Annotated in this window: 11 protein-coding genes; 7 read left to right on the top strand and 4 right to left on the bottom strand. The window is 68.1% G+C overall.

The genetic code is table 11. The features are described from left to right. The first annotated feature begins 35 nt into the window (after positions 1 to 35). Complete coding sequence (locus tag ACIA12_RS39465) at positions 36 to 389, top strand: YciI family protein (protein WP_396372586.1); 354 nt, start codon at positions 36 to 38, stop codon at positions 387 to 389. A 114-nt stretch (positions 390 to 503) separates the two neighbouring features. Here ACIA12_RS39465 and ACIA12_RS39460 read toward each other — a convergent pair whose 3' ends face one another. Beyond that, entirely contained in the window at positions 504 to 839 is a 336-nt protein-coding gene (locus tag ACIA12_RS39460; RefSeq protein ID WP_396372585.1) for a hypothetical protein, read from the bottom strand. Positions 840 to 990: 151 nt separating this feature from the next. Here ACIA12_RS39460 and ACIA12_RS39455 point away from each other — a divergent pair, with 151 nt between their 5' ends. From ACIA12_RS39455 to ACIA12_RS39440, 4 genes are read left to right on the top strand one after another with little or no spacing between them, the layout of a single operon-like run. After that, positions 991 to 1674: a PadR family transcriptional regulator gene (locus ACIA12_RS39455; protein ID WP_396372584.1), complete on the top strand. Its 684-nt coding sequence runs from the start codon at positions 991 to 993 to the stop codon at positions 1672 to 1674. Next, the gene (locus ACIA12_RS39450) at positions 1671 to 2072 is read left to right on the top strand and encodes a DUF1707 domain-containing protein (protein WP_396372583.1); all 402 of its coding nucleotides are present in this window, start codon (positions 1671 to 1673) and stop codon (positions 2070 to 2072) included. The genes ACIA12_RS39455 and ACIA12_RS39450 overlap by 4 nt, the downstream gene beginning before the upstream one ends. 25 nt (positions 2073 to 2097) lie before the next feature. After that, positions 2098 to 2826, top strand: coding sequence for a DUF2993 domain-containing protein (locus tag ACIA12_RS39445; RefSeq protein ID WP_396372582.1), 729 nt, complete (start codon positions 2098 to 2100; stop codon positions 2824 to 2826). Beyond that, positions 2823 to 3026: a nickel-binding protein gene (locus ACIA12_RS39440; RefSeq protein WP_396372687.1), complete on the top strand. Its 204-nt coding sequence runs from the start codon at positions 2823 to 2825 to the stop codon at positions 3024 to 3026. The genes ACIA12_RS39445 and ACIA12_RS39440 overlap by 4 nt, the downstream gene beginning before the upstream one ends. 9 nt (positions 3027 to 3035) lie before the next feature. Here ACIA12_RS39440 and ACIA12_RS39435 read toward each other — a convergent pair whose 3' ends face one another. After that, the gene (locus tag ACIA12_RS39435; protein WP_396372581.1) at positions 3036 to 3971 is read right to left on the bottom strand and encodes an alpha/beta fold hydrolase; all 936 of its coding nucleotides are present in this window, start codon (positions 3969 to 3971) and stop codon (positions 3036 to 3038) included. 78 nt (positions 3972 to 4049) lie between these two features. Here ACIA12_RS39435 and ACIA12_RS39430 point away from each other — a divergent pair, with 78 nt between their 5' ends. Together ACIA12_RS39430 and ACIA12_RS39425 are read left to right on the top strand one after the other, a co-directional pair. Continuing rightward, complete coding sequence (locus tag ACIA12_RS39430; RefSeq protein ID WP_396372580.1) at positions 4050 to 6758, top strand: ATP-binding protein; 2709 nt, start codon at positions 4050 to 4052, stop codon at positions 6756 to 6758. Between the two features lie 50 nt (positions 6759 to 6808). Beyond that, positions 6809 to 7087, top strand: coding sequence for a hypothetical protein (locus ACIA12_RS39425; RefSeq protein WP_396372579.1), 279 nt, complete (start codon positions 6809 to 6811; stop codon positions 7085 to 7087). A gap of 12 nt (positions 7088 to 7099) precedes the next feature. Here the strand turns inward: ACIA12_RS39425 and ACIA12_RS39420 are convergent, their stop codons facing one another. After that, complete coding sequence (locus tag ACIA12_RS39420; RefSeq protein ID WP_396372578.1) at positions 7100 to 7849, bottom strand: SDR family NAD(P)-dependent oxidoreductase; 750 nt, start codon at positions 7847 to 7849, stop codon at positions 7100 to 7102. Positions 7850 to 7918: 69 nt separating this feature from the next. Beyond that, a complete protein-coding gene (locus ACIA12_RS39415; RefSeq protein WP_396372577.1) occupies positions 7919 to 11515 on the bottom strand; it encodes a CARDB domain-containing protein in 3597 nt (1198 codons plus the stop codon). Between the last annotated feature and the right edge of the window lie 25 nt (positions 11516 to 11540).

Here is an 11540-nt window from a genome sequence, read left to right as displayed (position 1 = left end):
GCCGCCGATGGCCGCTGCCTCGAGAGGAGACGACAGTGACTGACTACCTGATCAGCTTCAACGACGAGTGGGTTCCCGAGCACACGCCGGAGCAGATCCGCGAGAAGTCCGCTTCGGTGGAACCCGTGATCGAGGAGATGAAGGCGAACGGCATCTTCGTCTACGGCAACGGTGCTCTCGACGCGTCGACGGTGGTCTGCAGCGTCACCTCACAAAACGGCGAGCCGGTCTTCACCGACGGACCATACGTAGAAACCAAGGAGCACCTCGGCGGCCTCTGTGTGGTCCAGGTCCCCGACGATGAGACCGCCCGCTACTGGGCGGGCCGCCTCGCCGTCGCCCTCGACTGGCCGCAAGAGGTCCACCGATTTCCCCCTAACGTCGGATGAGCCAGAGGCACTGGAGGCGCTCCGCGGGTCTTCCTGCGGGGTGATCTCGGACCGCGAGCGTGCCCGGGGCGCCGGGCATGCTCGCATCGACCTCGGGAGGTCGGCTTAACCGACCTACTTCTGGCTGTTGCCGGTGATGTCGCCGAGTTTGTCGGTGGCCTGGTCGGTGAGGGCTTCGGTGGGTATGTCGATGCCGGTGGCGTCGGCGAGTTGGTCGCCGGTGGCGTCGAGGTGGCCCTGGGCCGTTTCGCCGATGCCTTCGGCTTGGCCGGCCAGGCCTTCGGCTGATTCGGTGGCCTGGTCGGCCGCGGCGCCGAGGTCTACGCCGGTGGTCTCGGCGACCTTGTCGGTGACGCCACCCAGATCGACGCCGGTGGCGTCGGTGACCTTTTCGGTGGCGGTCTGGAGGAGTTCGGAGGCCTTGTCTTTGAGGCTGTCGAAGAAGCTCATGGTGACCCTTCAGTCGTTGTCGGCTTGGAGGGAGTTGCCGACGGTAGCAAGGCTGGATGAGAGGTTGCTGAGAGTTGTCCACACCCTTGGGTGGCCGGGGTTCGCGATATATCGTCGGATTATCGTGATGGCTCGGTGAGGAGTGGTTGGGATGACGGGTTCGGCGTTTGTCGGTGGGTGGCCCGGGTTCGGGCGGCTGGATTGTGATGGGTTCGAGCAGTTGAAGGAAGAGTTGCGCGCGGCGATGACCGGGCAGCGCTCCCGGCGTGGTGGGCAGCAGACGTTCGGTGGGCATCCGTTCGGCGGGCAGAACCCGTGGGGGATGTTCGGTGGGCCGCCCTGGGCGGGTGGGTCGCGTGGGTTCAGCCGTGGCCCGAAGGCGCGGCGGGGCGACGTACGGGCGGCGATTCTCGCAGTACTGGCGGAGCAGCCGATGAATGGTTACCAGATCATTCAGGAGGTTGCCGAGCGCAGTGGCGGGGCCTGGAAACCCAGCCCTGGTTCGATTTATCCGACCTTGCAGCAGCTCGAGGACGAAGGGCTGGTGACCGCCGACGCGGCGACCGGGCGGCGGACGTTCACGCTGACCGACGAGGGTCGCGCCTATGTCGCCGAGCACGCCGACGAGGTCTCGGCTCCCTGGGAGGCGATGTCGGCGCAGGACGACGACGAGAACGGGCTGAAGCCGATTCTCGGCCAGGTCGCGACGGCGATGTGGCAGATCATGGCCGCCGGTTCGGCCGACCAGCAGGCCAAGGCGCGGGACGCGTTGATCACCTTGCGCCGCACGCTCTACTCCATCCTCGCGGATGACGACGACGGTGACCGGTCATGAGCGGATACCTCCCCGCCAGAGGTTCGCTCCGCATCGGTGACGCCGAGCGCGACAGGGCGGTCGAGCAGTTGAGCGATCACTTCGTCGCCGGCCGGTTGACGCAAGAGGAGTTCGAGGAGCGCAGCGACCAGGCCACCAAGGCCCGGTACGCCGATGAGGTCGACCTTCTCTTCGCCGACCTCCCCGAACTGGAGACGACCCATCCGGGCCGGCCCCGACGTGGCAGGTCCGGACCGCCGTCTCCCCTGATGTTCGTCATCCCCGTGCTGATGATCGGCCTGGTCGCCTCAGCGGTCGTACTGGCAGCGCCCTGGTTGCTCTGGATGCTTTTCTGGGTCGCGATGTTCAGCGGACCGGCCAGGCACCATCGCTGGCAGCAGGGCGGCCGACGGGGTTAGGGCGTGGACACTAGGCTCTGCCTGCATGAGCTCCAGAAGACCACGCCGGGTACTGCGCGCGCTGATCGTCATCCTGCTGATCCTCGCCGGCCTCGCCGTCGCCGCCGACCGGGTCGGTGAGTCGCTCGCCGAGGGCCAGTTGTCCAAGTCGGCGGCCGACGAGGCAGCGAAGTACGACGTCACCGCCGCGGAGACGAAGGTGGAGATCGGGGGCTTCGGCTTCCTGCCGCAGTTGGCCAGGAGCAAGTTCGACCAGGTCACGATGACCATGCGCGAGCCGAGGATCGAGAAGGTCGCGGCCGAGGACCTGACTGTCGACATGCACGGCATCCACGTCCCTCACGAGGCGTTGACCGGCGATCGGAACGCCGCGGTCACGGTGGACAAGGCCGACGTCAAGCTGCGCCTGTCCCCGTCCGCGCTGGCGAAGCTCACCGCGAACACCAGAGGTATCGACGCGCTCACCCTGCAAACCAGAAGCGGCAAACTGGTGGCCAACGCGACCATCCAGGGCCTGAAGGTCTCCGCCACCGTACGGCCCGAGGCACGTAACGGCCGGATCGGGCTGGTCGTCGACGAGAGCACCCTGCAAGGCATCCCCGAGCAGCTCCGCGGCACGGTCGGCGCGATCCTGTCGCGCGGCATCGTCGTACCGGAACTGCCGTTCAAGGCCACCCTCCAGCAGGTCGCGATCGAAGACCAGTCCATCGTCCTCACCGCGGCAGCCACCAACCTCCAGCTCTCCGGAGCCTGAACCGTTTTCCCGAACCACACGTGAGTCTGGCCACCCAGGGGGCTCACGGGGTGAACTACCTGAAGTACTGGGTGGATGAGGCGGCGGGCAAGATCTTCTGTCTGGTCGACGCGCCTGACGCGGAGGCGGCCAACACCGTCCACCGCGAGGCGCATGGCCTGGTGGCACAGGAGATCTTCCCGGTCACCGAGCACCAGTGACGTACCTGCTCAGAGGCTGCGGGCCGCGAGCGCGTCTACTGCGGTAGCGATCTCGGCCGGGTTGGAGATCAGCGTCAGGTGGTTGGCGTCCGGGATCAGCGTCGGGGCAGGCGCGCCGATCCGCTCGGCGGTCTCGGCAGCATTGCCACCATTGGTGTCCCGAGCGCCGAAAACCACAGCAGTAGGAACCGGTACTTCGCGCAGCCCAGCCAACCGATCAGCCGCGACTGCAGGGATCCCGCCGGCCGTCATCTGCCAAACAGCCTTCTCGGCGCCCGGCTGACGAAACGGCCGGACCCATTGCTCCACGTCCATCGGCGGACACGACGCCCCACACGTCGACTTGTAGACCCGCCGCAGCAGCCAGTCGGATCTCAGTGCCACCCGGTACAGGGTGGTCCGGTACGGCGGCACGATCACCCCGGTCGGCGGAGCACCGCCGGGAAGCGGCAGGCCGTCGCCGTCGAGGAACATCAGGCCGCCGATCCGGGCCGGCGCCTCCAGCGTCGCCTCGGCCGCGATCCCGGCGCCGAGCGAGTGCCCGACCAGCACCGGGCGTGGTTGCCCAGGGCCCCCAAGGTGCATCGCGTCCAGGAAGCCCAGCAACTGCGCGGCGAGATGCTCCACCGTGTACGGCGCCTTGCGCTCGCTGTACCCGTATCCCGTGATGTCGTACGCGTAGACCCGATGGGTCTTGGCCAGCAACGGCACCAGCCGCGACCACGTGTCGACCGACTCCACCGAGCCGTGCACCAGTACCACCGGCGTACCGGTCGTACCCCAGCTCTCGTAGCGGGTGTTGACGTCCCCCGCCTGGACGAACTTCAGCCCCTCCGGCGCCGGCTCCGTGCCGCCGGTGAAGGCGTTGTACGTCAGTGACCCGCCCGTGACGACCAGCACGAAGACGACGATCGCGATGAGAGCCCGCCGCAGGAACCGTTTCACCGCCCAAGTCTGACCGACCACGCAAGTGATGGTTCACCGGGCTTCCCGAAGTACCGGGCATTAGGTGATGCTGAGCGGATGGGGATTGTGGGACGGGGGCGGGAGCTCGGCGCGCTGCGTGGGTGGCTCGATGACGCGCGGGGCGGCGGTCGGGGCCGACTGGTGGTCTGCGGCGGCGAGGCGGGGATCGGGAAGACGCGGCTGGCGCAGGAGTTCGCAGGGCTGGCACTGGCGGCCGGTACCGCAGTTACCTGGGGGCGGTGCGTCGAGGGTGAGGGCGCGCCGGCGTACTGGCCGTGGCGGCAGGTACTGCGCGGACTGAAGGTCGACGCCGACCAGGTGCTCGCAGGAGAGGCCGGTGACCGGTTCCGCCTGTTCGAGGCCGTCACTGAGGCCATAGCGCGGGCAGCGGACCCGCAGGGGCTGGTGATCCTCCTGGACGACGTCCATCGCGCAGATGAGCCCTCCCTGCTGGTACTGCGGCATCTCGCCGCCCAGGTGAGCGACCTGCCGGTACTAGTCCTCGCTACCCATCGCTTAGGCGAGCCCGGGAGCGCACGCCTGCTCGCCGAGCTGCCTGCCGAGCGCCTGGAGCTCCGCGGCCTCGACCTCAGGGCTGTCCGAGAGCAACTCCCCATGGCTTCGGCGGAGCAGGCTGAGCAGGTCTTCCAGGTCACCGGTGGCAACCCGCTGTTCGTCACCGAGGTCGGACGGGCGATCGCCGACGGCTCGTGGCAGCCCGACCGGCCGCCGCGGACGGTGCTCGACATCGTCGTGGGCCGGCTCGACCGGGTCAGCGCCGACTGCCGCCGGATGGTGCAGGCGGCGGCGATCGTAGGCCGGGACTTCCAGCTCACCACGGTTGCCGCGGTACTGGAGCTCACGGTTGAGCAAACCCTGCCGCTGGTCGACCAGGCGGTTGCCTTCGGCTTCCTTGATCAGCCGGGACGGTTCAGCCATGCCCTGACCCGCGATGCGGTGGCGGCTTCGCTCGGTACCGCGGAACGCGCCGCTCTCCATCGTGGGATCGCGGAGGTGTTGGAGCGGCAGCACGCGGGCGATCTGAGTGAGCACCTGGTCGAGATCGCGCGGCATCGGGCGCACTTGGCGCAGTACGGGGAGGGTGCGATCGCGCAGTACTGGCTGACCCTGGCCGGCGACGAGGCGGTCCGGCGGCTGGCGTACGAGGAAGGCGTGCGGCTCTATCAGGCCGCCTGGGAGATCGCGCCGGTCGAGGCCGCCGAACGTTGCTCAAGGCAAGTAGCGCTCGGCCGTGCGGCCAGGCTGGCCGGGGATCTGCAGACCTGCGTGGCTGCAGCGACCGAGGCCGCGGCGGCTGCACAGGATGACGAGCAGCGGGCCGAGGCGGCGCTCGTCCTCGAGGCCGTCCCGGATCCCGGGATCAACACCGTCGCCAAACGTCTGTGCGAGGAAGCCATGGCCGGTCAGGTGAGCGAGGCGACCAGGGCGAGGCTGCTGGCTCAGCGCAGCCACCTCGCCTTCTATGACGGTGAGCAGGACCGGACCGGCGAGCTCAGCCAGGAGGCCCTCGACCTCGCCCGCCAGGCGAACGACGACCAGGCGCTGGCCGACGCCCTGCACGCCCGGCAGGAGGCCTGCCCCGGCCCGGCCGGTCGCGCGGAGAGGTTGCTGCTGGCAACGGAGATGCTCGAGCTCGCCCAGCGAACCGGCAACCCGCGCTCGGCCATGTGGGGTGAACTCTGGCGGCTCGATGCCCTGATAGAGAGTGGTCGGCTGGCTGCCGCGGCAGAGGAGTTGCCCGCGCTGGAGGTCGCGGTCGAGCGAGTAGGCGGCCCGGTCAGCGCCTGGCATCACGACCGAGTCGCTGCGTGTGTCGCCCAGGCTCGTGGGCGCTACGACGAGGCAGCCGCGATCGCCCGACGCGGGTTCGAGCGGATGCGAGTGATCGAGAAGGCACCGGCCACCGGCGCGTACTTCGCCTTGCTGGCGGCACTGGCCGGTCACGTCGGGGTCAGCCCGGAGGTTGCCAGGCAGGCGTTCGACCCGCCGCCCCGGTTCGCGACGATGGCCCACCTGTCGCGCGCCTATCTCCAGACCTGCGCGGGGCTCACGAGCGAGGCAGCCGCGTCGTACCGGCAGGCCGGACCGCTCGACACCTGGTCGCTGCCCGCCTTCTTCATCCTGCCCGGTTACGTGTACGCCGCTCTGGCCTGCGCCGGCATCGGCCGGTACGACGACCTCACGGAACTCCTGCGTCGACTCGAGCCGTTCCGGGGTGAGCACACGGTGGGCAACGGCGTTGCGTACCTGGGTCCTGTTGAGTTGACGCTCGGACGCGGGGCCGCAGTACTCGGTCGGCTGGACGATGCTGTCGACGACCTGACCGCGGCGGTCCACCAGGCCGGCTGTGCGGGCGCGCCGGGGTTCGTCGCGGAAGCGCAGTACCACCTCGCCCGGACTCTTCTCGAGCGCAACAGACCAGGCGACCGGGCGCTGGCCGAGACCAACTCGCGCGACGCGGCGCGGCTGGCCGCCTCGCTGGGGATGACCGTCTACCTGAGCCAGGAACCCGTGTTGAGCACGCGCGAGACCGAGGTGGCCGCGCTCGTCGCCGAAGGTCTCACGAACCGGCAGATCGCGACCCGGCTGGTGCTCTCCGAGCGGACCGCGCAGAACCACGTCCAGCACATCCTCACCAAGCTCGGCTTCACCACCCGCAGCCAGATCGCCACCTGGGCGACCCGCGGCCAGTTGAGTACCGCGATGAGTGATTCGGCGGATTCGCGCCGGCCGGCCGGCTCCTAACTTGATGGGTGTGGCCGCAGAGAGCGGTCGCCCGACCAGAGGAGCAAGCCATGTCATGGATCGCGATCGCCACCCCGCCGTTCGCCTCGATCGAACAGTTCGACCAGGTGATGGAGCACGTCGGCGCCGAACCCGAAGGCCTCCAGGCCCGGTACGTCGGTACGGCCGCCGACGGCCTGCGCGTCGTCACCCTGTGGGAGTCCAAGGACGCCGCCGACCGCTTCTTCGCCGACCGCCTCGGCCCGGCCCTCGCCAAGGCACTCGGCCCCGAACCGGCCGGCCAGCCGTCCGTCATCGGGGTCGACGTCGCCCGGAGCTACACCCGCTGAACAACAAGGCGTTCAGTCGGTGAAGCCGTTGGAGAAGAGCATCGCCGTGGTGCCGGCGTCGACGAACAACTCGACGCCGGTGATCGCGCGCGCCTCCGCCGACAGCAGGAAGGCAACCGCATTGCCGATGTCGACTGCTTCAACGGCATCCGGCAACATCTGCTGCTTGGCGACGAACTCGTCCAGCACGTGCCCACTCCCCCGCACCTCAACGGCCCCCGGATGCACGATGTTGCACCGAATCCCGCGCCGCCCGTAATCCCGCGCGATCCCCCGACTCAACGCAGCCAGTGCAGCCTTCGTACCGGCGTACAAGGTGAACGTCTCAGCCGCCCCCGCCGAATGCACCGACCCGATGTTGACGATGCTGCCCCCACCGCCGGCCATCATCACCGGCACAACTTCCCGGATACAGGTCCAAGGCCCTCGGTAGTTGATCCCCTGAACCCGATCAAACTCCTCCGGACTCGCCTCCGCTCCATCCCCTCGCGACCCCACCCCCGCGCTGTTCACCAACCCGTCAACAGTCCCGAACTGATCCACCGTCGCCGCCACCACCGCCCGAACCGACTCGCCATCAGTCACGTCAAGCTCCATCGCGACCGCTTTCCCACCCGCCGCCCGCACTTCGTCGGCAACCGCACCAGCCGCCGCCAAGTCGCAGTCGGCGACCACAACAGTCCACCCCTTGGCCGCGAGCACCCGGCAGATCCCATTCCCGATCCGCGGCCCACCGCCACCAGTAACAATGCAAACGCTCATGGCGCTACCTTGGCATGCCGAAGCCCCCGGATCCGGTGGGCAGACCGGATCCGGGGGCGGGCAATGGTGTTACTGGCCTGAGAAGACGAAGCTCGAGCCTGGTTCCTTCAGGATGTCGCCGTCTCGGGAGTTGGTGATGGTGACGTTGGTGAGGGTGGCGTTGCCTCGGGCGCCGCCCATGGCGAGGATGCCGGAGCCGTTGTTGGATTTGTCGATTCGGACGTTGGTGATGGCTACGTTGGGCATCTCGCCGCCGCCGGTCTTGAACTGGATTCCGTCGTAGGTGGAGTCGTAGATGTCGGTGTCGCGGATGGTGACGCCGGGGATCGGCAGGTTCGACGGGAACAGGGTGATCGCGCCGAACTCCTGGTCCTCGTTCCAGAACGCGCCGCCGGTGCGGTACAGGCCGTTGTTCGCGATCAATGTCGTACCGGAGAACGGCAGCGGGTCGTGGTCGGTCGCGAGCATGATGCCGGGGTAGTTCATCGTGTCGTAGATCAGGTTGTTCTCGATCTTGTTGCCGTACCCGCCGTAGATCGCGATCCCGTTGGCACGCCACGGCAGCTGGACGGTGTTGTTGGTGAACGCGTTGTCGTGGCCGATGTCGACCGACTGGTCCTTGACGTACTTGCTGGCCCAGACGGCCAGCGAGTCGTCACCAGTGGTCCGGAATGACGAGTTGAACACCTTGGAATTGCGGGTGCCGTTGGCGAAGTTGATGCCGTCGGCGTAGGTGTCGCGGATCCGCATCCCGCTGAACTCCAGCCCGTCGGCCGGCCCCCACAGGTCGGGGATGTTGTCGTAGTCGCGGCCGACCCAGACCGCGACGTTGGCATGCTCGATCCAGACGTTGGTGATCTTCGTACCGGTACCGAACCGGCCGTTCAGCCCGACGCCACCCTCGGCGTTGCCGTCACCACCGCGGATCCGGCCGGAACCGAAGATCGCGATGTCCGAGATCTGCGTGTTCTTGTCGATGTCGAAGCCGAAGTTGCCTTCATGCGGGTGGTTGATGCCGCCCGCGTTCTGCGGCTCGATCGTCGAGTAGAGCTGCGAGTACCACATGCCCGCGCCGCGAATCGTGACGTTGCTGATCCCGACCTGGTTGTACTGACCCCGATTGAGCGGGTCGTCGGTGAGGATCTTCTTCTCCTGCCGCCATTGGCCGGCCGGGATCCAGACGCAGCTGATCACACCGTTCTGGTCATCGGTGACGGCCCGCTGGATGGCGTCCGCGTCATCGATGCCATCACCGGCGATTGCCCCGTACTGCGTGATGCTGGTGCACCCCGCAGGCTGGGACAACGCGGGAGCCACCTGCTCGAGGTCGATCAGGTCGACGATGTAGTACGACGCGGTGTCCCCCGAGTCGCGCTGCAACTTGAACTTCGTACCCGCCGGGTAGGACTGCGAAAGCAGCGCGTGTGACTCGTCGAAGAGCCGACGCGCATCACCACCCGGAGTGTTCGTCAGGGCTTCCGGCCCGTCGCTGTTGCCGTAGAGCCAGCTGTAGTGCGACGACAGGTTGAGCTTCTGCGCGAACGTGCCGTTGACGTAGAGGCTCAGCGTCGCGTCGATGCCCTGCCCGTTGGCCGAGTCGGGGATCGAGTTGCGCACCACGATCGAGTTCGTCTGGTTGGTCGAGGTGAACTCGACGAACTGGCCGGTGGAGTTCAGCCGGACCGACTGCCGCCCCGACGACTCGGTGGCGAAGTTGGTGTGGCCGAAGGTACGAAGTGCATCGGCGGTCAGTAGTGTGCCGGTGTAGTTGGCGGCCTCTGCCTCGTACGAGGTGTACGGGACCGCAGCGCCACGACCGACCACGATCGCGCGGGACAACGAGTTGTTGGTCTCGTTCGTCTCGGCGACCGCGTTGGCCGAGTCCGCAGTCGCGGTGAGGGTCGCTCCCCCGCTGGTCGCGGTCCATGTGCCGCTGATGGCGACGTTGGAGGTCGCACCGGCCGCGATTGCTCCGGTGGCGCCGGTGAGAGTCGTACTGCCGACGGTCAGTCGCGTAGTACTGGCCGCGGCTGACGACGTACCGCGGTTGTTGACGGCGACCGTAAAGGTGACCGACGCTCCGACGGCCGGGTTCGGCGGGTTGGAGGTGATGCTCAGGACCTGCAAGTCGGGACCGGGAGCCTGCGACACCACCAGTTGAGTCGCGGCGGTGAAGGTGTTGTTGGTGTCGTTCTGCTCGACGACGGTGTTGGTCGGGTCGACCACCGCGGACACGCTGTACGTTCCTTCGGCGCGGGTACCGGCGTTGAAGGAGACCGTGGCGGAGGCTCCGGCATTCAAAGCGCTGACTGCAACGGTGCCGACGACAGTGCCGCCGAGGTTGAAGTTGAGCGAGCTGGCCGGGGCCGCTGCCGTACCGATGTTCTGTACGGTCGCCGAGAGCGTGATCGGGCTCGACTCACTCGGCGAGGCCGGGGTCCAGCTGGCCGAGGTGACGACCAGATCCGGGTTCGGGGCCGGAGTACCGATCACCTGGAGTTCGGCGACCTGGCCGCCGGGAGCGCCCGTGTTGCTGAAGACCTGCAGCCGCAGATCGGCGACGCGGCCCGCGACCGGGATCTCGACGGTGTTGCCCGAGGCCGGGCTGAAGTCGTAGTTGGCCCGCGCCTTCAGGGACGTGAAGGTGGTGGCGCCCTGGTCACGGCCGAGCACCTCGATGCTCTGTGTCCGCGGCCCCCAGGCCTGGTCCGGGTTGAGCTTGACGACGACCGAGCTGACGTCGGCATTGGCGCCGAGCTTGACGGTCAGCGTCGAAGGGAAGCCGTTCGATTCCCAGTAGGTGGCGACATTGTTGTCGTTGGCGTTCGTCGCGACGAAGCCGAAGACCGACGAGGACGCCTCGATCGGCTTGCCGTTGGCGAGGTTGGTACCACCGCCCTGACCGTTGCGGCGGACGCGGTTGCTGTCGCCCGACTCGTTGCCGGCCGCGTCGCGGGCGCGGACGAAGTACTCGACCGTCGCCGTCGCGGGCTGCGCCTCGGTGAAGGTCAGCACAGTGCCGGCGACCGTCGTGACCGCGGCGTTGTTGCGGTAGACGGTGTAGCCGGTGACGCCGACGTTGTCGGTGGACGCGGTCCAGCCGAGCCGGATCTGCCCGGACGAAGGCTCGGTGAGCGCGAGGTTGCCCGGTACGGTCGGCGGCTGGGTGTCGCCGCCGGTGTCCGGGCCGTAGAGCTCGAACTCGGACAGCTGGCCGGCGGCCCAGCCGGTGTTGCCGGTGATGTTCAGCCGGACGTACCGCGTCGTCGCGGCCGGGAAGGTGATCGTGACGGTGTTGCTGCTCCCGGGCGCGAAGTTGTAGCCCGCGCTCGCCACCAGGTCGGAGTACGTCGTGCCGTTGGTACTGCCCTGGACCGCCAGCGTCTGAGTGCGGGCGCCCCACGATGCGGGCAGCTTGAGGACGACCCGGTCGACAGCCTTCGAGCTGCCGAGGTCGGCCCGGATCCACTGCGGGAACGCGTTGTTGGTGCTCTCCCAGTAGGTGTTCTGATTGCCGTCGCCGGCGTTGGTGACCGGATAGTCCCCCAGCGAGCTGTTGGCGGTCAGGGTCTTGGTCAGAACCGCTGTGGTGGCGGCGGAGGCGGTCGGCACGAGGCCGATGGCGATCAGGGCGGCCGCGACAAGGCCGCCGAGCATTCGTTTCATAGGTGTCCTCAGGGCGGAGGGGCGG

Source organism: Kribbella sp. NPDC051620 (assembly GCF_044453825.1).
Lineage (GTDB): Bacteria > Actinomycetota > Actinomycetes > Propionibacteriales > Kribbellaceae > Kribbella.
The sequence above is the reverse complement of the archived record's forward strand: the minus strand, read 5'-3'. Positions and strand labels throughout refer to the sequence as shown.

Coding starts and splice junctions, on each gene's coding strand:
- ACIA12_RS39460 (WP_396372585.1), bottom strand. CDS start 839: ATGAGCTTCTTCGACAGCCTCAAAGACAAGGCCTCCGAACTCCTCCAG.
- ACIA12_RS39455 (WP_396372584.1), top strand. CDS start 991: ATGACGGGTTCGGCGTTTGTCGGTGGGTGGCCCGGGTTCGGGCGGCTG.
- ACIA12_RS39450 (WP_396372583.1), top strand. CDS start 1,671: ATGAGCGGATACCTCCCCGCCAGAGGTTCGCTCCGCATCGGTGACGCC.
- ACIA12_RS39445 (WP_396372582.1), top strand. CDS start 2,098: ATGAGCTCCAGAAGACCACGCCGGGTACTGCGCGCGCTGATCGTCATC.
- ACIA12_RS39430 (WP_396372580.1), top strand. CDS start 4,050: ATGGGGATTGTGGGACGGGGGCGGGAGCTCGGCGCGCTGCGTGGGTGG.
- ACIA12_RS39425 (WP_396372579.1), top strand. CDS start 6,809: ATGTCATGGATCGCGATCGCCACCCCGCCGTTCGCCTCGATCGAACAG.
- ACIA12_RS39420 (WP_396372578.1), bottom strand. CDS start 7,849: ATGAGCGTTTGCATTGTTACTGGTGGCGGTGGGCCGCGGATCGGGAAT.
- ACIA12_RS39415 (WP_396372577.1), bottom strand. CDS start 11,515: ATGAAACGAATGCTCGGCGGCCTTGTCGCGGCCGCCCTGATCGCCATC.